Raw genomic sequence first — 23,674 nt, forward strand, 5'->3', positions numbered from 1 at the left:
CAGCAGGTTCGAATCAGACCTTCACCATATCGAATTCCTCCGGTCTACTGGAAGCATGACTTCCACCAAAGCGTCCCTCCTCGCCGGCTTTGAGGGCCTCGACTCCGCTGCCGTGTCAGACGCCCTCGACGCACTCGGCCTTGCTCCGGGGCAGGCAGGGTTCCTGCCGGTCTGGGGCCACCCCAGGATTGTGGGCTTCGCCGTGACCGTCCAGCTCGAACCGTACGTCCCCGGTCCCTCGGGCGCCCACATCGGCGCCACCGCAGTGGCGGGAGCCTCGAACACCGACGTGATTGTTGTCGACAACGACGGGCGCACTGACGTCTCTTGCTGGGGAGGCCTCCTCAGCCTGGGTGCTTCCCTCAAAGGCGTCCGCGGAGTCGTGGCGGACGGTGCCTGCCGGGACGTGAACGAGGCCCGTGAGCTCGGATTCCCGGTCTTTGCCAAGGGGAGGATTCCGGCCACCGCACGGGGGCGCCTCCAGCAACGGTCCGCCGGCGAGCCTGTCAGCCTTGGCGCGGTAACCGTGACGCCCGGAGACATGGTCGTCGCGGACGAAACCGGCGTCGTCGTCGTTCCCCAGGCGCACATCCGCGAGGTGCTGGAGATAGCGACAGCCGTCGCCGGACGGGAACTGGCCATTGCCGCCGACCTTCGCGTCGGCGTACCCCTGCACGAAGCCATGCGCGACGCGCGCCTGGCCGGAACCACCGAGGAAAACCCCTGATGAATACCACCACCAACGACGTCGTGTCCAGGCTGGCAGCCCTGCCGACCGCCACCATCTCCGATGCCTTGGACTCCCTCGGAATCCATGGCACGCTGCACGGGCTCGCGCCGCTCACCTACGGTTTCCGCGCTGCCGGCCCAGCCTTCACAGTCCAGTACGAGGCCTCCGGCACAGAACGCGGCAGCGTGGGTGACTTCCTCGACGACGTTCCGCCGGGAGCGGTCGTCCTGATCGACAACAACGGGCGGACCGACGTCACCGTCTGGGGCGGCATCATGACCGAGATTGCCGCCGCCCGCGGGATCGGCGGCACTGTCATCAACGGCGTCTGCCGCGACGTCGCCACCTCGCTGGAACAGCACTACCCGCTCTTCAGCCGCGGCAGGTTCATGCGCACAGGCAAGGACCGGGTCCGGCTCGTCGCGGTGAACACCGAACTCACCATCAACGAGGTCCGGATTGCGCCGCAGGACATCCTCTGCGGCGACGCCGACGGTGCACTGGCCGTTCCCGCTGCTTTTGCCGAACGGGTGGCAGCGATCGCCGAACAGATCGAAGACACAGAAGCCAGGATCATCGAGGCCGTCAGGAACGGTTCCACCCTGGTCCAGGCCCGGGCTGACCTTGGCTACCACGATCTTCAGTGGAGGAAAGCGTGAAAGATCCGGCCGGCGGGCACTCAGCCGCCACCTTGTACGAGGCAGCGAAGCTGCCCTGTGCCTGCGATCCCGAAATCCGGGCGGCCTGGCCAGGTGCCCGGGTCGCCGCTCCCGCCTACACCGTCCGCGGAATCGGAGGCGACAACCTGGCCCTCCACAACGCCGTCCTCGCGGCTCCCGCCGGCAGCGTCCTGGTCGCTGACATGCAGGGCGCCCGGAACGGGCATTGGGGAGAAATCCTGGCTGCCGCGGCCCAGCACCGTGGCCTCGCCGGGCTGGTCATCGACGGCGGCGTGCGGGACACCGTCGAAATGGCTGCCATGGGCTTCCCGGTCTTCTCCCGCTCCGTCACGGTGGTGGGCACGGTCAAGGACTACCCAGGTGACCTGGTAGCCCCGGTCCGGATCGGCGGCATCGTGGTCCACACCGGTGACCTGGTGGTTGGCGACGCGGACGGCGTTGTTGTCCTGCCGCAGGCGGTGGCCGCCGATGTAGTCCGCAGGTCAGACCAGCGTGTTGCGGACGAAGCACGCATCCTCGAAGCCATCCGAAACGGCACCTCAACGCTCGAACTGTACTGCCTCCCCGCGGAAGGCACGTTTGCGGGGCGTCATGCCCATTGAAGCGGCGGCAGGGCATGAACTGCCGCTGGTCGTCGATGGCACGGACGTCCGCTTATCGTGCATCAGCCGGGAAGGCGAAGGACTGCCCCTGGTCTTCCTGCACGGGTTCGGCTCAACGAAGGAGGACTACGCCGACATCGCACACCATCCTGCCTTCGCCGGCCGGCCGTTCTTTGCCTACGACGCCCCCGGCTGCGGCGAGAGCCATTGCGCTGGCCTGTCGAAAGTATCCATCCCGTTCCTGGTGGAAACGGCCCTGTCAGCGCTCGCCGGCCACGGCATTGAACGCTTCCACCTGGTTGGCCACTCCATGGGCGGGCTCACCTCCATGATGCTCGCCCACGGCGCACCGGACCGGATTGCCAGCTTTGCCAACATCGAAGGCAACGTGGCGCCGGAGGACTGTTTCCTCAGCCGCCAGATCTTCCATTACCCCAACAATGACCCGAAACTCTTCCTGGAGGCTTTCATCGCCCGCAACTGGGCCGCACCGTACTACTCCAGCCCGCTTTACGCCACCACCGTGCGGTACAAGGTGCGGGCAGAAGCCGTCCGCGGGATCTTCGAGTCCATGGTGGATCTCTCGGACCACGGGGACCTTATGGACAAGTTCCTGGGCCTTCCGTTGCCGCGGATGTTTATGTACGGCGAACAGAACAACACGCTCAGCTACCTGCCGCACCTGGCCGCCAACGGCGTCGAACTTGCTGAAATCCCGTTCAGCGGGCACTTCCCGATGTATTCGAACGCCCCGGAAATGTGGCGCCGCATCGCTGACTTCCAGCGCCGTGCGGAGGCACGCCCGGGGGATTGAGCGGAAGCTTGGTCTTCAGAACAGAAGCGGACGACGGCGGGTGCTTCGGCGAATTCAGGGGGTCGTTGCAACACCGGTGGTGTTAGTTCGTCAAGAGTAGGTCACGCAAGCGCTCGGCTGGGGTATCCCAGCCGAGCGTTTTGCGTGGCCGGCCGTTGAGTTCCTGGGCGACGTGTTCGAGGTCCTCGGGTGCGTGGACGGATAGGTCGGTGCCTTTGGGGAAGTATTGGCGTAGCAGCCCGTTGGTGTTCTCGTTCGATCCACGCTGCCAGGGGCTGGCCGGGTCGCAGAAGTAGACGGCCATGTCGGTGGCCATGGTGAAGGATTTGTGGGCCGCCATTTCAGCGCCCTGGTCCCAGGTCAGCGAGCCGCGCAGATGTGCTGGTAAAGCGCTCATGATCCTCACGAGTCCGTTCCCGACTGTTTCGGCGGTGTGATCGCCGGGCAGGTGGACGAGCATGACATAGCGGGTGGTCCGCTCCACGAGCGTCGCGATCGCAGACTGGTTGTAGGCGCCGGTGATCAGATCCCCCTCCCAATGCCCGGGCAAGGCGCGGTCCTCAATTTCGGGTGGGCGTTCGGAGATCATCACCATCGGGTCCGCGAATCGGGAGGTGCGTTCCTCGCCCGTGTTGCGGGGCTTGCGGCGGGTCCGGCCGGTGCGCAGGGCTGCCTGCACCTCTCGTTTGAGCCCGCCTCTGGCCTGGACGTAGAGAGCTTGGTAGATCGTCTCTGGGCTCACGCGCATCTCCGGATCATTGGGGTATTCCTTGATCAGGGCGTTGCTGATCTGTTCCGGAGACCAGCGTATGTCCAGTTTCTCTGCCACGTATTTGCGCAGGCGCCCTTCGGCTGCGAGCTTGCTGTCCTTGGGCCGGGGCCGACGAGAGGCAGCGGACCGCTGCGCGGCGTAGGGCTGGTAGCCGGTGGCGGGGCTGCTGTTGCGGGCGATCTCACGGCTGACCGTGGAGGCGGGACGGCCCAACGCCGCAGCGATCTTCCGCTGCGATTTCCCTGCCGCGAGCAGGTCCCGGATATTTTCCCGTTCCTGCAGCGAGAGGTATCGAGGGGCGATGGCCTTCTGCAGTGCGGCCAGGCCCGGGGACGCGGTTCGCACAGGTTGTCCCGAGGGGGTGTCGAAGCTACTCACTCCCTGTTTGTAGTCCACCACCCGCCCGTCCGGGTAAACGCGTCCCTTGCCGGTCTTGCGAACCCCGGTGTCCCACTCGCCCGCGGTCGTGGGATGGATGCCCAAAGCACGGGCCGCGTCGCGGCGAGACTGCCCGGCTTCACGCAATCGCCGGAAGTCCTCCCGGCTGGGTTGGTCGACACGTTTACGGGCCAGCCCGGCCTTCTGGATCCACCGGTAGCAGGTGTTCCGGTTCAGTCCGAGCTGCGCGGCGGCATCCGTGGCGCTTCCAAGCCGACCGAACAGATCGAAGAAAGCATTCTTCTGTTCCCCGGTAGCCTCCTGATCCCGGAGCTGTATCCCCGCGGTCCGGGTCCACCGATAGCAGGCCATCTTGTCCAGGCCGAGCTCAGCGGCCACAGACGTGACAGTCCCGCCCCGGCCAAGCGCCTCAAAGAACCGGTCCTTCTCCAGTTGCGAATATTTCCTGCTGGAACGCGATGTATCCGTCAAAGCCGACACGGTCGTTGCAACTCCCAAAATATCGGGGTGTTGCAACGACCGATAGAACTCAAGCTTCCCGACGTCGTCCGCTTCCGTTGCTGAGGGGTGCCCAGGTGTCAGGCGAGGGCCGTTACTTCCTCGCGCAGCCCGGCAGCTTCGCCGGCGTCAGCATCGGAGGCCGTAATAGTGAGCGTGACGGGCTCAAACGCGTCGGCGCTGATTCGCACGGTGATCTCGCCCGCCGTCGTGGGCCGGACGACGGCTAGCAGCCGGCCGTCGAACGAGGTGTGGCTCGCAGCGGTATAGGTTTCGGTGGTGTCGGGCCGGGCGCTGCCCAGCCCCTGCAGCACGCCGGCGCCTTCAACCGTCACGGTGACCGTGTGCTCAACATTGGTGGCCAGGTTGCCCTGGGCGTCGCGGAATTCGATGGCCACGTAGCTGAGGTCGGCGTGGTCGGCGACAAGTTCGGTGCGGTCGGCGTCTGCGGCCAGGCGGACGTCCCCGGTTGCCGTGCGGAGCGTGGTGCGTCCCTGCTCGGCACCGCCGATGTAGCCGACGGCCACGAGTTCGCCGGGCTCATAGGTGAGCTCGAAGTCGGCGCGGAACCGGTGGTCCGGTCCGGCGGGGATGCGGCCCACCGGGCTGCCGTTCAGGAGCAGCTCCACCTCGTCGGCGTCGCTGTAGACCTCCACCTTGACCGGGGAGCCGGCCGGGACGTCCCAGCTCCAGCTGGAGATGCTGTCCGTCCAGGTCCAGGGGCCCATGCCGTGCTCACGGTGGTAGTTCTGCGGACGCTGGACCGCAATGTAGGGCTCGTGGCGCAGCCCGAAGACCGTCCCGCGGTAGTAGGAGGCGGGCCTACGGTAGCCGGTGATGTCGATGTCGCCGCACCAGGCGAGCAGCCACGGGTACGGCGCCCCCAGCGAGGGTGCACCCTCGCTCTCGTCGTTGTACTGCACGCGGCCGATGCCTGCTTCGCCGAGGTAGTCCCACCCGGTCCAGGTGTAGTCGCCGATCACGTGCGGGTTTTCCTCCACAAGCTTCCAGTTGGCATCGATCTGGTTGGGGAAGGTCTCGGTTCCGACGATGATCCGGTTGGGGAAGAGTTCCTTGTCCAGGACGTAGCGGCTGTCGCCGTAGTTGATGCCGGCCACGTCCACAGCGGCGTGGGATTCGGCCGTCCGTTCGGAGACGAGCGGGGATGCGCCGATGCGGCCCATAACGTCGCCGGCCTCGCTCATCATGGCGTTGACGCCCTTGCTGTCATCGGCGGAGCCAGCCTGTTTCATCATCGCCGCGGCGTCGGCGATGACCGAGACGAAGCCGTTGATGCCGTTGGTGGTGTAGCGCGTGGAATCGAGGGACCTGATTTTCTCCGCGATCTGGCGCCCCCAGCCGGAGCCCAGCCCGCTGCCGGTTTCCGGGATCTCGTTGCCGATGGAGTACAGCACCACGGACGGGTGGTTGAAGTCCTTGGCCACCATGGCTTCGACGTCGCGTTCCCACCATTCTGGGAAGGACAGGGAGTAGTCGAAGGAGGACTTCCCTTCGGTCCACACGTCGAAGGTTTCGTCCATGACCAGCATGCCGTGCTTGTCGCAGGCGTCCAGCATGGCCTGGCTGACCGGGTTGTGGGCGCTGCGGATGGAGTTGAATCCGGCTTCCTTGAGCAGCTGGACGCGGCGCTCTTCCGCGCGGGCGATGGTGGCTGCGCCGAGGACGCCGTTGTCGTGGTGGATGCAGGCGCCGCGGAGTTTCACGGTCTCGCCGTTGATTTGCAGGCCCTTGAACGGGTCAAGCTGGAGGGACCGGATGCCGAAGGTGGTGGTGTCCTCCTGCAGGACTTCCAGCACGTCGCGCAGTTCGGTCCGTGCCGAATACAGGTGCGGGGTGTCCACGCCCCACAGCTTCGGTTCGGTGACGTAGAGGCGCTGGCGGACGACGGCGGTGCTGCCCGCCTTGAGCGTCACGGGGGCGGAGCCGACGGCGACAAGGTTGCCGTCGGCGTCGTACAGTTCCGTGCCGACCGTCACCGTTGCGGTGGCCAGGCCTTCGTTCTCGACCGTGGTGGCGACGTCGACGACGGCCCGGCCGGCGGTGATGTCCGGCGTCGCGATCCGGACGCCGTTGGCGGCGATGTGCACCAGTTCGGTCACGGACAGGAATGTGTCGCGGTAGATGCCGGCGCCTGAGTACCAGCGTGAGTCCTGGTGGACGCGTGCATCAACGCGGATGGTGTTGGTCTGGCCGTATTTCAGGAACGGATCCAGCCGGATGTTGAACGTGGAGTAGCCGAACGGGCGCTGGCCGGCGAAGTCGCCGTTGACGAAGACCATGGCGTCCCGGTAAACGCCCTGGAACTCGAGGGCGACGCGCTTGCCCCGGTAGTCCTCGGGCACCTCGAAGGTTTTGGAGTATTCGAAGGTGCCGTCAGGGAAGTAGCCGGTGTGCGAACCCTGGGCGGAATCGGCCGAACGCGGCAGCCCGATCAGCGCATCGTGCGGCAGTGTGACGGGCTGCGGCGGGGCGACCGGGCCCGACAGCTCCGCGAAGAGGCTGACTTTCGGCCGTACGGCCCATCCTGCATTGAACGACGTGCGGGTCATCGGTTTCTCCCTTGTAAGCGATGGGTGGGACCGTCCTGCGAAGAGCGGGCAGCGGTCCAAGACTGGTCCGGTGATGGCCAAGTTTGGTATCACGTGTCAATGACAGGAAACCATTGACTCTCGCCTTGTGTCAACCGGCCTCTTCGGCGGCTGGACGATTCGGGGAAAACCGCGGAATGACAACTATTGAAACGTGATACCCAAACGGTCGTGGAAGCCCGAAAATACGGAAGAGCTGCCAGCGACCGCTGGCAGCTCTTCCGGTGTCTAGTTGGGTCTGTTCTGCTACGCCCTGCTCCCCGGGACCAGGGCGTAGAAAGGCGTGCAGCCCTCCCGGGTCCCGGGGGAAATGTTGGAGCGGACGATTGCTGCGCGTTCCAGTGCGGCAAGGTGGTACCTGACGCAGTTCCGCGAGGCCGTGACTGCGGCGCTGATGTCGGCGACCTTGCTGGCGCCGTTGCTTGCGAGGTAGTCGATGATCAGGGACCTGACCGTGTTGCGCCGCCCGTTGTTGCCGCGGTCGGCGTGGTGTGCCGGTGTCCGGGTCTGGACTTCAAGGGACATCTGCCGCGGCCTTTCAGCGCACCGACGCGTGCTCGTGTTCCCGGTGCTCTTCCGCTGCTTCGGCGGGAGGCGCGCCCTCGGCGGGTGCCGCCGTCGTGCCTTCCATGAGGGAGGATTCCCGATCGTGGTTCCGGCCGATCACCGCGGTGGCGATCGCGTTGCCCAGGATGTTGGTGGCGGTGCGGCCCATGTCCAGGAGCTGGTCGATGACCAGCAGGACGCCGATGCCGGCGGCGGGGATGCCAAAGGCGGGGACGACGGCGGCAACCACCACGAGCGAACCGCGCGGCACGCCGGCCATGCCCTTGCTGCTGAGCAGCAGCATCGCGGTCATCGCAATCTGCTGGCCCAGGTCCATGTCGATGCCGTACGCGTTGATCAGGAACACAGACGCGAACGTCATGTACATCATGGAACCGTCCACGTTGAACGAGTAGCCCAGTGGCAGCACAAAGCCCGTGGTGCGCTTCGCGATGCCAAACCTGGTGAGCCCCTCAATAAGCTTGGGCAGGGCGGCCTCGCTGCTGGAGGTGGCGAACGCGATGACCATGGGTTCCCGGACGATGCGGACCAGCCGGAAGGCGGCCTTTCCGAGGAAGGCGACCGCGACGGCGATCATAACGACCCAGAGCGCGGAGAGTGAGACGTAGAAGCCGCCGATAAACGACGCGTACGTGGCGAAGGCGTCCAGGCCCTCGGCGGTGAAGGCCGCTGCGATGCCGGCGAAAACGCCCACCGGCGCCGCCTTCATCACGTATCCGGTTACCTTGAGCATGACGCCCATCAGCTCGTCGATGGCATCCGCGATCGAGGAGCGGCCCTTCTTCCGGAGGTTCAGCAGGGCGATGCCAAAGAGCGCGCCGAAGACCAGGATCTGCAGGGGATTGTTGGCCGTCAGGGCCGCGAAAACGCTTGTGGGGATGATGTGCGTCATGAACTCCGCGTAATCCAGGGGCTTCGTTTCCATCCCCGCGTCACCGCCCGCCACGAGGTTGAGGCCGTGGCCCACGTTGAGCACGTGCGCGGTGATGAAACCGAAGGCACCCACCAGGACGGAGGCGGACAGGAACCAGACCATCGACCGGCCAAAAAGCTTCCCGACGCCGGCGGACTTGGCAGCACCTGCGATGCCGGAAACCAGGGTGGCAAAGATCAGCGGGGCAATGATCATCTTGATCAGGTTCAGGAACATGTGCGTCACGGTGTCCAGGACGGATACGACGGATTCGCGGGCGGCGTCAGGCAGGAGCCAGTGGAACATGAGCCCACTGATGATGCCGAAAACGAGTGCTGCCAGGATCCACATGGTTGATTTGTTTTTCATGATCACTCCTTGGGTGAGGCCGGGCTGGTGGCCCGGTGTCGGAACGGTCCTCATCATTGAGTGCCGTTTTTCTCTCTGGCCGGTCCGGATTTTCGGGCACGTCGGTGTGCCCCAGGTCCGTGGACGGCGGGGTTGGAAGGTGTGCGGTTGGGGACTACTTGCTCAGGTTGGCCAGGCGTTCGGGGCTGAGGAGTTCCTGGAGTTGGGCGTCGGTGAGGAGGCCGTGTTCGAGGACCAGCTCGGCGACGCCCTTGCCGGTGGCGAGGGCTTCCTGGGCGATGGCGGTGGCAGTGGCGTAGCCAAGGTGCGGGTTCAGGGCCGTAACCAGGCCGATCGACTGCTCCACGGTACGGCGGAGGTGCTCGGTGTTGGCGGTGATGCCCCGGATGCAGCGTGCCGTAAGGGTGCGGCTGGCCGCTTCGAGGTGCGAGATGCTCTTGTGGAGGCTGTGGACGATGATCGGTTCGAAGGCGTTGAGCTGGAGCTGTCCGGCTTCGGCGGCCATGGTGATGGTGACGTCGTTGCCGATGACCTCGTAGGCCACCTGGGAGACCACTTCCGGGATCACCGGGTTGATCTTGCCGGGCATGATCGAGGAGCCGGACTGCACGGCGGGGAGGTTGATCTCGCCGAAGCCGGCGCGGGGTCCGGAGGAGAGCAGGCGCAGGTCGTTGCAGATCTTGGAGAGCTTCACGGCCACGCGCTTGAGGACGCCGGAGAGGTGGACGAAGGCGCCGACGTCCTGCGTGGCTTCGATGAGGTCGACGGCGGTGACCAGGGGCAGGCCGGTGATCTCGGCGAGGTGCCGGCAGGCTGTTTCGGCGTAGCCGGCGGGGGCGTTCAGGCCGGTACCGATGGCGGTGGCGCCGAGGTTGATCTCATGGATCAGCAGTTCGGCTTCGGCGAGGCGCAGCCGGTCCTCGCCGATCGTGACGGCGTAGGTGCCGAATTCCTGGCCGAGGGTCATGGGGACGGCGTCCTGCAGCTGCGTGCGGCCCATCTTCACCACGGTGCGGAATTCCAGTGCCTTCGAGGCGCAGGCCTCTTCGAGTTCGGCCAGGGCGTCCAGCAGTTCCCGGCCAGCGAAGATCGTGCCCAGCTTCACAGCGGTGGGGTAGACGTCGTTGGTGGACTGGGACAGGTTGACGTGGTCGTTGGGGTGCAGGCGGGCGTAGTCTCCCTTGGGGTGGCCCAGGATTTCCAGGGCACGGTTGGCGATCACCTCGTTCGCGTTCATGTTCGACGACGTGCCGGCACCGCCCTGGATCACGTCGACGACGAACTGGTCGGCGAGCTGGCCGTTCATCACGTCGCTGCACGCCTGTTCGATGGCCAAGGCGCGCTCGGCGTCGATCAGGCCGAGTTCGTGGTTGGTGCGGACGGCGGCGAGCTTCACCGCGGCCAGGCCGCGGACCAGGTGCATGTTGGAGGACAGTGGCTGGCCGGTGATGGGGAAGTTTTCCACGGCGCGGAGCGTGTGGACGCCCCAGTAGGCGGTGGCGGGGACGTCGCGGTCACCGAGGAGGTCGTGCTCGGACCGGGTCTTCGGAACGGCATCAAGGGTGGGCAGGTCGGCGGTCATGGGGGTCCTCACAGGGCTTCGTTGACGGGCGGGAGATGTGTTTTTGGGCGCAGTTGGGCGCGGCTGATGGCACCGCCGGGGCGGAGTCAAGGGTGTGCTGCGGAAAAGCGGTCGAAAAGGTTAGCCGGTACGGCCTGCCACGGATTTTTGGCCACCCGGGATGATGGTGCCGAGGGCACACTCCACCCCGTGCAGGTGCATGGTCATGGCCTGGGACGCGTCCTCGGCGGAGCCGCGCTCGATGGCCTCGAAGATGCGGGCGTGCTCATCGCCCGATTCCTTGCGCCGGTCGGCAACAAGGTTGAGGGTGTTGGACTGGTTCGCCATCGCCTCACAGATGTCCGAGAGGAAAGACTCGAAGACACCATTGCCACTGGAACGGGCGATCGTCACATGGAACTCGGTGTTCAGCTGCACCCACTGCTGGAGGTCATCCGCCTCCGACATTTCGCGGAGGATTTCCCTGAGGGCTTCGAGGTCCTCGTTGGTGCGGCGCTGGGCTGCAAGGCCGGCGGCCGGAACCTCCACGTGGGGGCGGGCCTCCACGAGGGCGCTGGCCGAGTACTTGCCGAGCTTGAGGTCCTGTGCCACTTTGTCGGCGATGACGAAGGTTCCCTTGCCGGTGTGGGTGGCGGTCAGCCCGAGCGCCGTGCAGGAGCGAAGGGCTTCGCGGACCATGGTGCGGCTGACGCCGTATTGCTTGGCCAGCGATGCCTCTGAGTCCAGCCGCGTACCGACGGGAATCTTGCCGGCTTCGATGGCGCCGCGCAGGGAGGCAAAAACCGCTTCGGCCGCGCCAACGCGTACGACTCGGTCTTGTCTAGCTGTCCAGCTGTCCAACAGGTCCATGTATCGAGCATGGCACTAGTCACACCGCGTGTCAACGCGCGGCCGGAGTGTCGCCGGAAAAGAGGCGCTACGTGGTCTCGCCGGGGACGACTTTGACGACCGGCCGCGGGTCGTAGACCTGCTGCGTAGCATCCTTCTGATGCAGTTCATCAAGGTCAGCGGCGATCCGCGCCATGAGCGCATCGTTCTCCATAAGGACCGTGGTCAGCCTGGGGGAGACCAGCTGGCCGACCTCCGTTGCATCCACGCCGACCACCGAAAGATCACCCGGCGTTTCAAGGCCGAGCGCCCGGCCGGCCGCCAGTACGGCGATGGCGACGTCGTCGTTGTAGCAGCCAACCCCCATTGGGGACCCGCTAGCCGCAAAGGCTTCGAGGGCCGCTTTCGCGCCGACGAGCTTGAGGGGAATGTCCAGGCGTTCCGGTGCCGGAAGGCCGTGGGCGCGGGCGGCGGCTTTCATTCCCCCGTAACGCGGGGGCCCGAAAGGGTCCTGCCGCTCGTCAACCAGGGCGGCGAAGGCAAGTCGGCGGGGTCCGCAGCGGAGCAGTTCCTCTGCCATGGTCCGGCCGACGAGGAAGTTGAGGTCCCCTTCAGGTTCCGGTGACCGCCGGTACCGCGGAATGGCCACCGCTCCAGTCGCCTCCAGCGTTTCGCGGTCTTCGGGGGACAGGACTCCGATGTCCACCACGGCCACCGGCCGGAAGTGCAGGATGGCAGCGAGGGTTTCCGCCGTATCGCGTCCGGCGAACCGGACCACCACGCTCAAGCCGTGACGGGCGGCCTGGGTGCTGACGCTGTCCACGAGATCCTGCAGATTTGTGCCGAACGTCGTATTGGGAATGATCACCACAAGGATGTCGCTGCGGCCGGTCACCAGCGCGCGCCCGGCGGGCGACGGCTTGTACTGCAGTTCGGCGGCTGCCTGGAGCACTTTTTGCTGGGTCTGCTCCGGGAATCGGGAACCCTGGCCGTTGAGCACATGGCTGACGGTGGCACGGGAAACTCCGGCCCTCTTGGCGACATCAAAGCTGGTGGGTCGCTTGTTCGGTTTCGTCTCGGCAGTCACAGTCCGATCATCGCATAGATCGTGTTGACACGTGATACTTCCGTCGTCAAGATCCTCGCAATTCCGACACCGCGGCTAGCGTGTCCGCCAGCCGTTCGCGGTCCGGCGGGTCCAGTCGGACCCCGTCCAGCTCGGCCAGTACTGCGGCCGCCCGTTCCGGGTCCTGCAGGGTAACGGCCAGTTCGGCGCGGTACGCCAGTGCCTCCACCCGCTCCACGGCCGGTGCGTCGGTAATCCGGGCGAGCGCACCGTCAAGAATCTTCGCCGCCTGTGCCGGATCGCCGCGGCTGTCGGCCAGCACCACTGCATTGTCCAGGGCCTGGGCCAGCTTTCCCCCCAGCGGGGGCGGATCAGCCGCTGCGGCCTCCGGGTAGATGCGGAGCCAGTTTCCGCCCGGGTCCACCACGCTGAATCCGGCCAGCCCCTCGGCATTCCTGCGCGGCCGGGGGCGGGTCATGCGGGGGATCCCGGCCAGCGGCACCTTGCCATAGAGGCTCCGGAGCCCGTCGGCGAAGGCGCGGTGCAGCTCAGAGGTGTCCGGGACGGTGATGATGCAGCTGCCATAGGAATCGGCGGGGTTGAAGCCCGGCATGCCAAAGAAGCCCAGGTCGATATCGCCGCGGCGCATGGCCAGGTAGGGATTGGGTTTGGACTGCCGGTAGGTCGACTCGAAGCCAAGGGCTGTATAGAACGCCAGCATGTCCTCGATCGAGGCGCACGGAAGCAGTGGAACAACCGTCATTTGATCCTCCCGGGTGAGGGGTGGATTTCAGCCTACGCGGCCAAGGCCCGGGATCGGCCGAACTTCGAAAAACTTCCATTGACACTCTCGGCGCCGGCGGCGTATCGTACAACCAAATGGTTGTAGATCAAATGAGTGATGCCGACGTCGACCGCCTCTTCCAGGCGTTCTCCGATGCCACCCGCCGGGATATTGTCCGCCGGGTCACGGTGGCGGACTATTCGGTGTCCGGCCTCGCCGCCCTCTACGCCATGAGTTTCGCGGCCGTCCAGAAACACGTGGCGGTATTGGAACGCGCCTCCCTTGTCACCAAGGAGAGGCGCGGAAGGGAGCAGATCGTGCGGGGCAATCATGAAGGCCTGCAGAAAGCCCGGCGGCTGCTCGATGAGTACGAGGCGATCTGGCGGCAGCGCGTCGGCCGGATCGCGGACATGCTGGCTGAAGGATAGGAAAGGTTCTGCAATGTCAGTTATCAGTTCCACCAAGAATCTCGAGGCACTCAGCTTCACCCTTGTTGCCGAGTTCGACGCCGGCGTCGAACGTGTCTGGCAGGTCTGGGAAGATCCGCGGCAACTTGAGCGCTGGTGGGGGCCGCCCACCTGGCCGGCAACCTTCGAGCAGTTTGACTTCGAGCCCGGCGGTAAAGCCGCGTACTACATGACGGGCCCCGAGGGTGAGAAGGCCGGCGGCTGGTGGCGCTTCATTGCCATCCAGGCACCAAACAGCCTCGAGTTCAACGACGGTTTCGCCGATGATAAAGGCGACCCCGTTGAGTCCCTGGGCATCACCCACGCCACGGTCACCCTCGAGGACACCGACGGCCGCACCCGGATGACCATCCTGTCCACCTTCGAATCCGAAGAGCAGATGGAACAGATGGTCCAGATGGGCATGGAGGAAGGCATGCGGGAGGCCGCTGGCCAGATCGACGCCGTCCTCGCCGAGCACGCCCGCGCCTGACCGCCCACTGCGCCAGGACTACCGGTAACAGCACAAAACGCAAGAGTACGACGGCGGGCCGCACCCGCCGTCGTACTCTGCTGTCAGGCGCCGATGCAGCCCGGCCGCAACCTCTGGAGCCGTAGCATCGGGCCAGGACGACGACGTCCACATAACCAGCAAGGGGTTTTGTATGACGAGAATGCTGATTATTGGTCCGCCCGGATCCGGCAAGGGAACGCAGGCTGAACGGATCTCCGAGCGCCTCGGCGTAGTGGCGATCTCAACCGGAGATATCTTCCGCGGCCACGTCAAAGGCGGGACGCCGCTGGGTGTCGAGGCCACGAGGTACATGGATGCCGGCGATTTCGTGCCGGACAGTGTCACCAACGAAATGGTCCGGAACCGCCTGAGCCAGGACGACGCCGGCAGCGGTTTCGTGCTGGACGGCTACCCGCGCACCGTGGCCCAGGTGGATTACCTCGACGGGATCCTGGCGGTGGGTGAGCAGGAACTCGGAGTGGTCCTCCAGCTCACTGCAGACGACGGGGAACTGGTCTCGCGGCTGCTCGGCAGGGCCAGGGAGACCGGCCGTAGCGACGACAACGAAAGCGTCATCCGCCACCGGCTCGACCTGTACCACCAGCAGACCGAAGCCGTGGTGGCCAGGTATGCCGGGCGCGGGATCCTGGCCCAGGTGGACGGGATCGGCGGGATTGACGACGTCACGGACAGGGTCCTGGCCTGCATAGGCAACGTGCTCGGGGCACCCGTCGACGGGCGGTAGAAACAGCAACGGCAGGACGGACGACGGCGGGACTTCCTGCCGTCGTCCCTTCTGTATGTTCAGGCCGGCGTGGCCAGAACTGACAATCCTGCCTTGGCTGCGGGTTATCCACATAGGGCATTTGCTTCGGGGTTTTTGTCGGTGTCTCGCTGGATGATGGGGGTATGGGAAGCGGAGTTGGGGTGGATTCAGTGGAGGCCATGATGGCTTCCATGGCTGCGCTGGCGGTGTTGGAGGCTCGCAGCGAGGGCCGCTCCGGGTCCAGCGGCACGGACCCGCTTCGTGACCGGGCGGATGCGTGCCTGGAGGGTCTTGAAGAGACTGCCCGGATGGAGGCCATGCTGGCTGCCAGGAAAGTCCGCTTCGCCGCCGGGTTCGCCACCATCACCCGGGCGATGTCGCCGCCTGATGAGCAGCCGCATCAGCGACTGGCCCGGGAAATGGGCGTCGTCGCCGAGGTCGCCGGTGCGCTGACGGTGAGTGAACGCTCGGCCTCTGCCCTGCTGGCCGAATCCCACGAACTGACCACCACCCTGCCGCTGACCCAGGCCGCATTGGAGCAGGGGTTGGTGTCGTGGCAGCACGCGAGGGTCATGGTCGATGAGGCGGCCAGCCTGGACCCCGCCGGGGCCGCCGCGCTGGAGGCGCATTTCCTTGGCCCCGACGCACCCAACCCCGCCACGTGCCCGGCCGGAGACATGGTCCCGGCGCGGTTCCGGCACAAGGCCCGGACCTGGCGGGAACGCCACCACCCGGTCAGCATCGAAAAACGCCACGCCAAAAGCTTCCTGGACCGGCGGCTGGAGTACGCCCCGGACCGCGACGGCATGGCCTGGCTCTCCGCCTACCTCCCCGCGGACCAGGCCGCCGGAATCTGGAACGGCATCACCGCCACCGCCCGGTCACTCCAAGGCCCCACCGAGGACCGGACCATCACCCAGCTCCGGGCAGACGTCGCCGCCAAACTACTCCTCAGCGCCAGCTTCACCACCAACAACCCGGTGGACGGCAGCACAGGCCCAGCCGCCGCCAACACAGACACAGCGGCCACCAGCACCCGCGATGATGGCGTGACGGGCGGTATTCCGGTCACGGACGGGATCGATGATGCTGAGGCCGGCCCGGTTCCGGCCACTCACCGGGTCGATTCGGGCCGTGTTCCGTCGCCGGCTGCGCAGGTCCTCGTGACCGTGCCGGTGTTCGCGCTGATGGGCCTCACCGACGAACCCGCCGACCTCGACGGCTACGGCCCCATCCCCGCCTCCATGGCCCGCAAACTCGTCGCCGACGGGGCATCCTCATTCCGACGGGTCCTGATTGATCCGCGGGATGGGGCACCGCTGGAAATCGGACGGGAAAGCTACCGGATCCCATCGGCGATGCGGCAATGGCTCAGACTCCGCGACGGTAAATGCTCCTTCCCCGGCTGCAACAACCAGTCCCTGGACAACGAAACCGACCACATCCTCGCCTGGGCCGACGGTGGGAACACCGGTATATCCAATCTCGGGTCAGCGTGCCGCAAACACCACCGTTTGAAGCACACCACAGCCTGGACACCCAGCGACGCCAGCACAGACAAACCACCCGGCTGGACCTCACCCACCGGCCGCCGCTACGCCACCGAACACCAGGACTGGGAACCACCCCACTGGCCCCACCAAGTTATGGACGAACTGGCGCGCCACGGACCAGACCCGGCATTCCCGGACGGTAGGCCGCCTGACGAGGCACTGCCTGATGACGCGCTCCGTGACGAAGCGCTGGCCGAACAATCCTTTGCGGCATTACAGGCAACCACCTGAGCGCCGCGCTGCCGCCGAATGGACGTGATGGCGGGATTCGAACCCGCGTCAGCGGTTCTGCAGACCGCTCCCTGGCCTCTCGGGCACATCACGTAGCAGTAGCCTAAGCACCCGCCGAGGCAATGTCCCGCTCTGTTAACCAGTCCTGCGGACCATTGCGGGGCAAGACGTTTGGCGACGCAGGATGAACCGCCCTGGGCCGCCTCGACGGATCTGGGCGTGAACCCGACGCCGGACTGAACGTGCTGGTCAGCGGCCCGTTTCGTTACCCCATGCTTCGGGTCGTGAAGCCACGTTGCGTTGCGCGTCGGTGCGTTTCACCCCCGGTTGAAAGGGCCGTGGACGGGTGGTTGGTTTGAATTATCGGCCTTGAAAGGAAAAGAACATGACGGAACATTTTGATCTCACCCCCCAGCGCCTGCGTCACGTCCTGGGCCACTTTGCGTCCGGCCTGACGGTCATCACCGCGGCCACGGACGACGGCCCGGCCGGTTTCACCTGCCAGTCCTTCGCCTCCCTCTCGCTTGATCCGGCCCTGGTCACCTTCAGCCCCGCACGCAGCTCCAGCACGTGGCCGCAACTCCGGAAAGCCGGACGATTCACCGTGAACATCCTGCCCGCCGGCCGCCAGCACCTCGCCGCGCAGTTCGCCCGCTCAGGAACCGACAAGTTTGCCGGCGTCGACTACACAGCCTCGCCGCTGGGCAACCCTGTCCTGGACCAGGCCCTCGCCTGGGTGGACTGCGAGCTGCACGAGGAATACGACGGCGGCGACCACACCATCGTGGTGGGCGCGGTGCACGCACTCGGTGCAAGGGACGGCGCAGAGCCGCTGCTCTTCTTCAAGGGCGGTTACTTCGAAGGAGTGCCGTCCCGGGCCAAATTGCTGGAGAGCGTCGCATGACACCGGTCAAGTCAGGCTCCCGAAGACGGGGCCGGCGCCCCCTTCCGCGGGAGTCTGACACCGGGCCGGGTCGGGACCTTAAGGCCGGCGCCGGACACGACACCGGCCAGGACCACCCTGCCCATGACTGGTCCGACATTGCCGTGGGGTCAACGGTCAGCGTCACGCCTCAGGCAGGGCCTCCCTACCTTGGCCGGGTCGATGCCAAAACGCCAGACTCCGGAATTGTCTGGGTGGTCAGCCTGGAAGGATCCGGCCGCCAGATGATTGGCAACCGCGACGGCGTCAGCCTGCTCCCTGCAGCCGGGTTGCCAGCATGATCGGGACCCTCACCCGCCGGATCCAAATGATCTGCGGCGACGAGCTCTCCTTGCTACGCCGGCAGATGTACTCCCTTGCCTGGCAGGACATCCACGAAGGTGCCGTGGAGGGTGCGGCCACGGCGATGGCCCGTAAGCCCTCCTGCGTAAACCACGGCGTCAGCGTTGACGTGGTGTGTTTCGCCCTGCGCCCCAGCAACGAGGACGCCACCTTCATGATTTCCGTGGCGATGCACGTGCATCCCGACCGGCGGTCCGGCGACGTGTACTGGGAGGAAGCCGATGCCTGGGCGCAGGCCGTCGCCGGCCACGAGTGGTTTAGGGTGGAGCCTCGCGGCAGGCTGGAAAACCCCGGCAGCAGGGTCTTCCACTACGCGCTGACCGAGGAAGCGCTTGCCTCCGAGATGCCGGGCGCTTCCTCGCTTCGGCAGCCCACTGCCTGAACGCCGTCGGGCCTCCTCTCTTAGAGCACTTTCCGGAAGCAGACACTGCCGTCGTCGCCGGCGTAGGGGCCGAAGCCGGGGATGCGGTCCCAGTCTTCTCGCGAGTACAGGGCAATGGCCTCCGGCTGCAGGATCCCGGTCTGCAGGACCAGCTCCCGCACGCCCAGGCCGCGGGCGCTCTGCGCCACCTTCGCCAGCGCCTGCTGCGCCAGTGCCCGGCGCCTGAAGTCGGGCGAGACGAAAACGCGCTTGACCTCCCAGTAACCCGGGTTCCGCAGCAGCGCCGCCGTCGCGGCCGGCTTTCCGTCGACAACGGCAATCCACACCGTCTCGATGTCCTCCGCCCGGGGCGGCAGCGGCCTCCGGCGGCCCTGCTCAACAAACGCCTGGTACCGCGGACGGAGCTCGGCGTCCATCTGGCTGCGGAGATCCGCGGCCCAGCGGTGGTCCCAGCCGGTCTGGACCCATGACACTTCCAGTTGCCGGTCACCCGGCTGGGCGGGCGCCGGGGCGCCCTGGTCAATTGATTCTCGAACTGTCACGGTGGTCCCCTACGTCGCGGCAGTGGTGCGGACTGCCTGGCTGTCTTCCTTTGACAGCCACTGTAGGAGCCGCACCAGACCGGGACCCAGCCGGCCGCGCCCGGCCCGTCACAGCGTGAAATCCGGCGTCAGCGGGCGCAATGAGGGGTCATGTACGGCAACAAACAGCTCCGGCGGGAGGTTCCTAAGCGGATTCCTGCCACCCCGTCCAGCGCACCAGCCGGACCGCGTCGAGCGCCGCGAGGTCACCGCCTGCTTCGTCCCGCCGCCGCTGGGCTTCCGCTGGCACGCCGACCTCGGCCTCCCTGGACAGCGGCAGAATCTGGAGGGTGACGTCGGAGCCGGCGCTGATGCCGGCGTCGTGAATCTCCACCACCCACGGCGAACCGTCCCAATACCGGTCCGCCACCACCCGGCCGTCGACGAGGAGCTGTGCGATGTCGCCGGCCCACTCAACTTCCAGTTCGGCTGGTGCTGCAGCCGCGAAAGGCCCGTCCGCAAAAGCGGAGTCCGGGATGCGCAGGCTGTGGATCTCGGCCAGCGCGTCGACGGTGTCCGGCGACGGCGCCGACGCGCGCCCGGACAAAGAACCGTACGACGCCGGCACGGCCTGGGCGGCACGCAGCAGCTCCGTTGTCACCGGCCGGGCCGCCGTGGAAACGTCCGGGGAAACGCTTGAGGTAGCTCCCGGGGAAGCGCCGGCGGCGCCGTCCGCAGCGATTGCCGTGAAGGACCGGGTCTCCGGGCTGTACCGGCGGACGTCTGGCCGTCCGGCCGACCTGCCGGCGAGGCTTCCGGACTCTGTGACCCACACGGGGTCCGCGGACAGGACGAGTTCACGGTCGCGGGACGTTTCCAGCACCCAGGCGGCATCCGCAGCCGCGGCGGGCAGGACCAGAATGTCCAGCACCGAATTTCCGGACCCGGCGGTCAGGACCGTGGGCTGGCTGGCGTCCACCGTGTAGGCGCGGTCCCCTTGCGGAACGGCCGGTCCTGTCACGGACGTGCCCTCGGCGAAGCGCAGCTCCACCGGAATGCCTGCCTCGGCCGCGAGCACCAGGGTGGGCGCTGACCCGGGGGACAGGACGGTCAGCGGCGACGCGGTGGCCCATTCCAGCGTCACTCCGGCCACGTCCAGATTGACCGGCCAGTGGGCGATGGTGCCTGCCGGGATGTCGGCCGGCGTGCGCGGGAAGGTGACGGAACCGCCGTCGAGCCCTATCTCGAACTGCGCGCCGGGGTGGGCCTCAAGCGGAACATGCGGCTGGTGCCAGGTGATGAAGACAAAGCCCGAGGTGCCGTCGCTGCGGAGCGCCCACCGCAGGGTGGAGGCGTCCTCGATGCCCGCCGGCATCTCGTCCGGCAGGGTGGAGGGCATCTGGGCCAGCCGGTCGCCAAAGGCGGCCAGGAACGCGTGCTGCTTCCGCAACGCCGGGAAACTTGAGGCGAGCCGGCCCGACGCGCCGATGGGCGCGTGGAAGTCGTAGTCAAAGCGGGGGAGGTCGTTGGGGTAGCCGGTGGCGTGGGATTCCTGCAGCCCGTCGGCCGGATTGGTGCCGCCGGCGAACATGTAATAGCCCTGCCACGCCGAGCCGTTGCCGATCTTGTTGTGGCCCACCGCTGCGACGTCCAGGCCCCTTGGCCACGGCCGTCGCTGGTACGCCGTGGCCATGCCGCCCGCCAGCTCGCACGTGGCAGCCGGGTAGAGGGCCGACGGCGTCCGCGGCGCGGCTGCCCCGGCTGCGGTCCCGCTGCCGCTGCCCAGGTGCTCGCGAAGGTCCGCGCCGATGCCGGGATCGTCCCAGACATGGCTGAAGAAGTAGTGTTCACGAAACGTCGGGTCCCAGGGCGAATCCGCCTCCACCCAGAAGCCGTCGCCGTAACCGCCGAAGAGTGGCAGGACTTCCGGGGGCAGATCGGCGCCGCCCCAGCCGGTGGCCGTCCAGATCGGTGCCGTGAGTCCGGCTTCGCGGGCCAGTTTTTTGAGTTCGGTGAGGTGGCCGGGCTGGTCGTAGAGCTCGTTCTCCAGCTGGATCCCGATCACGTTGCTGTCGGGCCCCAGGAGCCCGCGAAGCTCCTCGCCAAGGCGGCCGAACCAGCGCCGCACCAGCCGCAGGTAGGCGGGGTCGTTGGTCCGGTGGTGGACGTCGGCGGCCTGCACCCAGTCCGGGAACCCGCCGTTGCGGACCTCGCCATGGCACCAGGGGCCGATCCGGAGGACAACGTCCAGCCCGACCGAGTCGCAGAGCCGGACGAAATCGGCGACGTCAAGGTTGCCGTCGAAGGAAGCCTGGCCCTCCCGCGGTTCGTGGTGGATCCAGAAGGTGTAGGTGGCCACCACCGTGATGCCGCCGGCCTTCATCAGCCGCAGCCGGTCCTCCCAGCGCTCCCGTGGCAGCCGGCTGAAATGCACTTCACCGGACACGGGGATGGCTGGCTTCCCGCCGATCTCAACGGACCGGCTGGTGACCCGGTACCGTGCGTGGACGTCCTCGGTGTTGCTCATGGCCGGAAGCGTGAGGGGTGAATCCCATTGCCGGTGCGTGGCGCGGAGGGTGCGCGTCCTGCCGGGAGAGGTGGTGGCCGTCATCAGGAAAACTCCTTAGGGTGCAGCGGCATTGGTGTCCTTGCGGGATGTTGGCGCGTCTTCAGGCCTTCCCGTGAACGCTCACAATTAGTATGCCATGGGGCAGTTCCGGGCTGCGGACCTGTTGAATCCGGCCGCAGGCGCTTGAATACTGGAAGTCAGGTTGGGTGCGTTCAGGGGCGGTGGCAGGTGATGGCCGGAGGCGGCAATGCGTTCAGGCGGCGGCTGGAGCGTGGCGCTGAGTTGCGCTCGTACCGCGGCGCGGGAATCAGCGCGGAGGAAGAAGCGCAGCTGGAGGCCGCCGAGGCGGATGAGCGGCAGAAGCGCAGGAAAGTCGATGACGCCAGGAGGGTGGAGTACCTGATCCGCGACGCCATGGCGCAGGGCAAGTTCGACAACCTCAAGTATTCAGGCAAGCCGATCCCCGGCCTGGGGGAGGCCTACGATCCCGACTGGTGGGTCAAGGGCCTGATCCAGCGGGAGAACATCAGCGGCCTGGGTCCCAAGGCCATCCTGCTCCGCACCGAGGACGCCGAACTCGACGCCCGCCTGGACGCGCAGTTCACCGAAAAGCAGGTCCGGGACATCCTGAAGGACTTCAACGCCCGCGTCATCGACGCCCGCCGTCAGCTCCAGGGCGGGCCGCCCGTCATCACCAAAACCCGCGACGTCGAGGCGGAAGTGGCGCGCTGGCGCGAGCGCCGCGCATCCCGGGCCGCGGCCCCGCAGTCGGAGCCGGAAACCGAACTGAAGCCGACGCGCCCGTGGTGGCAGCGGCTGTGGAACGGCACCGGATAGCGCGATGACCACGGCGGCAAATTCCGCCGTCGTTAGCTCTTGCCAAGCGATACTCAGCGATATATCGTTAAGTATCGCTCACCAACGTGGTGGGCGGTCGATATCCACCCACCGGAAGGACAATGCCGCTATGAAAGGCATGTACGAGAACAACAAATTTGCAGAAAACGATCCGCCCCGCGGACGCTTTGGCCGCGGCCACGGCCGCCGCGGGCCCCATGGCCATGGCGGCGGAGGCTTCGGACGAGGTTTCGGCCCGGGGTTTGGTCCCGGGTTTGGTCCGGGGTTCGGGCCCGGCGGTCCCCGGCGGGCCAGCCGGGGCGATGTCCGTTCGGCGATCCTCTCGCTGCTGGCGGAGGCGCCGTCAAACGGCTACGGGCTGATCAAGACGATCGCCGAAAAGACCTCCGGAGCCTGGCGCCCCAGCCCGGGCTCGGTGTACCCCACGCTGCAGCAGCTGGTTGATGAAGAACTCATCGTCGCCGTGGGCGAGGGCCGCCGGACCGAATTCACCCTCACGGAGGCCGGCCGCGACTACGTGGCGGAACACGAGGAGGAACTGGCCAACGCCTGGAACACCTCGCGCGACGAATCCGGACCTGCTTTCCACGAAAGCATTGGAAAACTCATGGGGGTTATCCACCAGTTCCGTGGCGCCACGGAAGAGCAGCGCACCGCAGCGACCGAGAAGCTCGACGAAACCCGCCGTGCGCTTTACCTCATCCTCGCCGACTGAATTATCCGGACAGGCTCAGTCGAAAGTCTCAGTCGAGAAGAGGCGGCTGCGGCGCGGTCGCCTCGAAGAGCTCGCACAGCGCGTTGTAGTACTGCGTGGTCTGCCCCAGATGCCTCATTCCGATCCGGCCGCAGACCTTCCGGGACGCCGCGTTGGCCGGTGCCGTGACCGCCACAACCCGCCGGAGGCCGCTGGCAAAGGCGTACCGCAGGACAGCGGTCCCCGCCTCGGAGGCGTATCCGTGCCCCCAATGGTCCGGGTGGAAGTGCCAACCGATCTCCGTGTCGCCGGATGGCTGAAGCGGCAGTGACCTGCCGGACGCCGGGATGGACTTCAGCAGCAGGTTTCCCGCCAGCTGGCCGGAATCCTTGAGCTGCACCGCCCAGACGGCATGCACCGGGTCATCCAACTGCCGCCAGGCGCCGATCCGCTCCTCCGCCTCTGCCCGCTCTGTCATAACGCGGGGAGGATTGCCAATAAACCGCTGCACCTCCCAGCGCGAATACAGGTCAAAGGCGAAGCCGGCATCCTCCGGCTCCCACGGCCGCAGGACCAGCCGGTCGGTCTCAAGGGTCTGCACCCGATCATTTTCGCACCCTCGGCACGCACTACCCGGACCGT

Annotated in this window: 24 protein-coding genes and 1 tRNA gene; 13 read left to right on the plus strand and 12 right to left on the minus strand. The window is 66.6% G+C overall.

Annotated elements, in window-relative coordinates; all coding sequences use genetic code 11:
• Positions 1-55 precede the first annotated feature (55 nt).
• From EYS21_RS14470 to EYS21_RS14485, 4 genes are read left to right on the plus strand one after another with little or no spacing between them, the layout of a single operon-like run.
• Positions 56-727, plus strand: a complete 672-nt coding sequence (locus EYS21_RS14470; protein WP_131133895.1) for an RraA family protein — start codon at positions 56-58, stop codon at positions 725-727.
• Positions 727-1,389, plus strand: a complete 663-nt coding sequence (locus tag EYS21_RS14475; RefSeq protein WP_131133896.1) for an RraA family protein — start codon at positions 727-729, stop codon at positions 1,387-1,389. Before EYS21_RS14470 ends, EYS21_RS14475 begins: the two co-directional genes overlap by 1 nt.
• Complete coding sequence (locus tag EYS21_RS14480) at positions 1,386-2,012, plus strand: RraA family protein (RefSeq protein ID WP_131133897.1); 627 nt, start codon at positions 1,386-1,388, stop codon at positions 2,010-2,012. The genes EYS21_RS14475 and EYS21_RS14480 overlap by 4 nt, the downstream gene beginning before the upstream one ends.
• On the plus strand, positions 2,002-2,826 hold the full coding sequence (locus EYS21_RS14485; RefSeq protein ID WP_131133898.1) for an alpha/beta fold hydrolase: 825 nt from the start codon (positions 2,002-2,004) through the stop codon (positions 2,824-2,826). Before EYS21_RS14480 ends, EYS21_RS14485 begins: the two co-directional genes overlap by 11 nt.
• An 82-nt stretch (positions 2,827-2,908) precedes the next feature.
• On the opposite strand, the gene EYS21_RS14490 is transcribed toward EYS21_RS14485, so the two are convergent.
• The 8 genes from EYS21_RS14490 to EYS21_RS14525 form a co-directional block, all read right to left on the minus strand.
• Positions 2,909-4,081, minus strand: a complete 1,173-nt coding sequence (locus tag EYS21_RS14490) for an IS30 family transposase (RefSeq protein ID WP_242633442.1) — start codon at positions 4,079-4,081, stop codon at positions 2,909-2,911.
• A gap of 494 nt (positions 4,082-4,575) precedes the next feature.
• The gene (locus tag EYS21_RS14495) at positions 4,576-7,065 is read right to left on the minus strand and encodes a glycoside hydrolase family 2 TIM barrel-domain containing protein (RefSeq protein ID WP_131133899.1); all 2,490 of its coding nucleotides are present in this window, start codon (positions 7,063-7,065) and stop codon (positions 4,576-4,578) included.
• Positions 7,066-7,350: 285 nt separating this feature from the next.
• Positions 7,351-7,629: a winged helix-turn-helix domain-containing protein gene (locus EYS21_RS14500; protein ID WP_131133900.1), complete on the minus strand. Its 279-nt coding sequence runs from the start codon at positions 7,627-7,629 to the stop codon at positions 7,351-7,353.
• Between the two features lie 13 nt (positions 7,630-7,642).
• Positions 7,643-8,953, minus strand: a complete 1,311-nt coding sequence (locus tag EYS21_RS14505; RefSeq protein WP_131133901.1) for a dicarboxylate/amino acid:cation symporter — start codon at positions 8,951-8,953, stop codon at positions 7,643-7,645.
• Between the two features lie 154 nt (positions 8,954-9,107).
• Positions 9,108-10,535: an aspartate ammonia-lyase gene (locus tag EYS21_RS14510; RefSeq protein WP_131133902.1), complete on the minus strand. Its 1,428-nt coding sequence runs from the start codon at positions 10,533-10,535 to the stop codon at positions 9,108-9,110.
• Between the two features lie 120 nt (positions 10,536-10,655).
• Positions 10,656-11,384, minus strand: a complete 729-nt coding sequence (locus tag EYS21_RS14515; RefSeq protein ID WP_131133903.1) for a FadR/GntR family transcriptional regulator — start codon at positions 11,382-11,384, stop codon at positions 10,656-10,658.
• Positions 11,385-11,451: 67 nt separating this feature from the next.
• Positions 11,452-12,450 (minus strand): LacI family DNA-binding transcriptional regulator, encoded by a 999-nt coding sequence (locus EYS21_RS14520; RefSeq protein WP_131133904.1) that lies wholly within the window; start codon positions 12,448-12,450, stop codon positions 11,452-11,454.
• A gap of 46 nt (positions 12,451-12,496) precedes the next feature.
• Complete coding sequence (locus EYS21_RS14525; protein WP_131133905.1) at positions 12,497-13,192, minus strand: VOC family protein; 696 nt, start codon at positions 13,190-13,192, stop codon at positions 12,497-12,499.
• 116 nt (positions 13,193-13,308) lie between these two features.
• On the opposite strand from EYS21_RS14525, the gene EYS21_RS14530 reads away from it, so the two are divergent.
• From EYS21_RS14530 to EYS21_RS14545, 4 genes are all read left to right on the plus strand, one after another.
• Positions 13,309-13,641 carry a helix-turn-helix domain-containing protein gene (locus EYS21_RS14530; protein WP_131133906.1) on the plus strand — a complete coding sequence of 111 codons (333 nt, stop codon included), beginning with the start codon at positions 13,309-13,311 and terminating at the stop codon, positions 13,639-13,641.
• A 13-nt stretch (positions 13,642-13,654) separates the two neighbouring features.
• The gene (locus tag EYS21_RS14535; RefSeq protein WP_131133907.1) at positions 13,655-14,152 is read left to right on the plus strand and encodes an SRPBCC domain-containing protein; all 498 of its coding nucleotides are present in this window, start codon (positions 13,655-13,657) and stop codon (positions 14,150-14,152) included.
• Positions 14,153-14,333: 181 nt separating this feature from the next.
• Positions 14,334-14,918: an adenylate kinase gene (locus tag EYS21_RS14540; RefSeq protein ID WP_207307784.1), complete on the plus strand. Its 585-nt coding sequence runs from the start codon at positions 14,334-14,336 to the stop codon at positions 14,916-14,918.
• A 164-nt stretch (positions 14,919-15,082) separates the two neighbouring features.
• Positions 15,083-16,723 carry an HNH endonuclease signature motif containing protein gene (locus tag EYS21_RS14545; RefSeq protein ID WP_242633437.1) on the plus strand — a complete coding sequence of 547 codons (1,641 nt, stop codon included), beginning with the start codon at positions 15,083-15,085 and terminating at the stop codon, positions 16,721-16,723.
• A 19-nt stretch (positions 16,724-16,742) separates the two neighbouring features.
• Here EYS21_RS14545 and EYS21_RS14550 read toward each other — a convergent pair.
• Positions 16,743-16,816: transfer RNA gene (locus tag EYS21_RS14550), tRNA-Cys, on the minus strand.
• A gap of 292 nt (positions 16,817-17,108) precedes the next feature.
• Here EYS21_RS14550 and EYS21_RS14555 point away from each other — a divergent pair.
• The 3 genes from EYS21_RS14555 to EYS21_RS14565 are packed head-to-tail and all read left to right on the plus strand — an operon-like array spanning position 17,109 to position 18,390.
• Entirely contained in the window at positions 17,109-17,627 is a 519-nt protein-coding gene (locus EYS21_RS14555) for a flavin reductase family protein (RefSeq protein ID WP_131133909.1), read from the plus strand.
• On the plus strand, positions 17,624-17,947 hold the full coding sequence (locus EYS21_RS14560) for a hypothetical protein (protein ID WP_131133910.1): 324 nt from the start codon (positions 17,624-17,626) through the stop codon (positions 17,945-17,947). Before EYS21_RS14555 ends, EYS21_RS14560 begins: the two co-directional genes overlap by 4 nt.
• Positions 17,944-18,390: a hypothetical protein gene (locus EYS21_RS14565; RefSeq protein ID WP_131133911.1), complete on the plus strand. Its 447-nt coding sequence runs from the start codon at positions 17,944-17,946 to the stop codon at positions 18,388-18,390. Before EYS21_RS14560 ends, EYS21_RS14565 begins: the two co-directional genes overlap by 4 nt.
• Before the next feature lie 20 nt (positions 18,391-18,410).
• Here the strand turns inward: EYS21_RS14565 and EYS21_RS14570 are convergent, their stop codons facing one another.
• Complete coding sequence (locus tag EYS21_RS14570; protein WP_131133912.1) at positions 18,411-18,932, minus strand: GNAT family N-acetyltransferase; 522 nt, start codon at positions 18,930-18,932, stop codon at positions 18,411-18,413.
• Between the two features lie 184 nt (positions 18,933-19,116).
• Positions 19,117-21,522: a beta-galactosidase gene (locus EYS21_RS14575; RefSeq protein WP_131133913.1), complete on the minus strand. Its 2,406-nt coding sequence runs from the start codon at positions 21,520-21,522 to the stop codon at positions 19,117-19,119.
• A 189-nt stretch (positions 21,523-21,711) separates the two neighbouring features.
• Between EYS21_RS14575 and EYS21_RS14580 the strand changes: the two genes are divergently transcribed.
• Both EYS21_RS14580 and EYS21_RS14585 read left to right on the plus strand, forming a co-directional pair.
• Positions 21,712-22,317 (plus strand): DUF1992 domain-containing protein, encoded by a 606-nt coding sequence (locus EYS21_RS14580; protein WP_131133914.1) that lies wholly within the window; start codon positions 21,712-21,714, stop codon positions 22,315-22,317.
• Between the two features lie 130 nt (positions 22,318-22,447).
• On the plus strand, positions 22,448-23,053 hold the full coding sequence (locus tag EYS21_RS14585; RefSeq protein ID WP_131133915.1) for a PadR family transcriptional regulator: 606 nt from the start codon (positions 22,448-22,450) through the stop codon (positions 23,051-23,053).
• A gap of 28 nt (positions 23,054-23,081) precedes the next feature.
• On the opposite strand, the gene EYS21_RS14590 is transcribed toward EYS21_RS14585, so the two are convergent.
• The gene (locus EYS21_RS14590) at positions 23,082-23,633 is read right to left on the minus strand and encodes a GNAT family N-acetyltransferase (RefSeq protein WP_131133916.1); all 552 of its coding nucleotides are present in this window, start codon (positions 23,631-23,633) and stop codon (positions 23,082-23,084) included.
• Positions 23,634-23,674: the final 41 nt, after the last annotated feature.

Source organism: Arthrobacter sp. S39 (assembly GCF_004320525.1).
GTDB lineage: Bacteria > Actinomycetota > Actinomycetes > Actinomycetales > Micrococcaceae > Arthrobacter.

Bases quoted from the DNA above. Each gene is read 5' to 3' on its own strand.
- EYS21_RS14565 (WP_131133911.1), top strand. From the start codon at position 17,944: ATGATCGGGACCCTCACCCGCCGGATCCAAATGATCTGCGGCGACGAG.
- EYS21_RS14535 (WP_131133907.1), top strand. From the start codon at position 13,655: ATGTCAGTTATCAGTTCCACCAAGAATCTCGAGGCACTCAGCTTCACC.
- EYS21_RS14510 (WP_131133902.1), bottom strand. From the start codon at position 10,535: ATGACCGCCGACCTGCCCACCCTTGATGCCGTTCCGAAGACCCGGTCC.
- EYS21_RS14495 (WP_131133899.1), bottom strand. From the start codon at position 7,065: ATGACCCGCACGTCGTTCAATGCAGGATGGGCCGTACGGCCGAAAGTC.
- EYS21_RS14515 (WP_131133903.1), bottom strand. From the start codon at position 11,384: ATGGACCTGTTGGACAGCTGGACAGCTAGACAAGACCGAGTCGTACGC.
- EYS21_RS14580 (WP_131133914.1), top strand. From the start codon at position 21,712: ATGGCCGGAGGCGGCAATGCGTTCAGGCGGCGGCTGGAGCGTGGCGCT.
- EYS21_RS14575 (WP_131133913.1), bottom strand. From the start codon at position 21,522: ATGACGGCCACCACCTCTCCCGGCAGGACGCGCACCCTCCGCGCCACG.
- EYS21_RS14530 (WP_131133906.1), top strand. From the start codon at position 13,309: ATGGTTGTAGATCAAATGAGTGATGCCGACGTCGACCGCCTCTTCCAG.
- EYS21_RS14470 (WP_131133895.1), top strand. From the start codon at position 56: ATGACTTCCACCAAAGCGTCCCTCCTCGCCGGCTTTGAGGGCCTCGAC.
- EYS21_RS14485 (WP_131133898.1), top strand. From the start codon at position 2,002: ATGCCCATTGAAGCGGCGGCAGGGCATGAACTGCCGCTGGTCGTCGAT.
- EYS21_RS14500 (WP_131133900.1), bottom strand. From the start codon at position 7,629: ATGTCCCTTGAAGTCCAGACCCGGACACCGGCACACCACGCCGACCGC.
- EYS21_RS14555 (WP_131133909.1), top strand. From the start codon at position 17,109: ATGACGGAACATTTTGATCTCACCCCCCAGCGCCTGCGTCACGTCCTG.
- EYS21_RS14540 (WP_207307784.1), top strand. From the start codon at position 14,334: ATGCTGATTATTGGTCCGCCCGGATCCGGCAAGGGAACGCAGGCTGAA.
- EYS21_RS14525 (WP_131133905.1), bottom strand. From the start codon at position 13,192: ATGACGGTTGTTCCACTGCTTCCGTGCGCCTCGATCGAGGACATGCTG.
- EYS21_RS14475 (WP_131133896.1), top strand. From the start codon at position 727: ATGAATACCACCACCAACGACGTCGTGTCCAGGCTGGCAGCCCTGCCG.
- EYS21_RS14505 (WP_131133901.1), bottom strand. From the start codon at position 8,953: ATGAAAAACAAATCAACCATGTGGATCCTGGCAGCACTCGTTTTCGGC.
- EYS21_RS14545 (WP_242633437.1), top strand. From the start codon at position 15,083: ATGGGAAGCGGAGTTGGGGTGGATTCAGTGGAGGCCATGATGGCTTCC.
- EYS21_RS14585 (WP_131133915.1), top strand. From the start codon at position 22,448: ATGAAAGGCATGTACGAGAACAACAAATTTGCAGAAAACGATCCGCCC.
- EYS21_RS14560 (WP_131133910.1), top strand. From the start codon at position 17,624: ATGACACCGGTCAAGTCAGGCTCCCGAAGACGGGGCCGGCGCCCCCTT.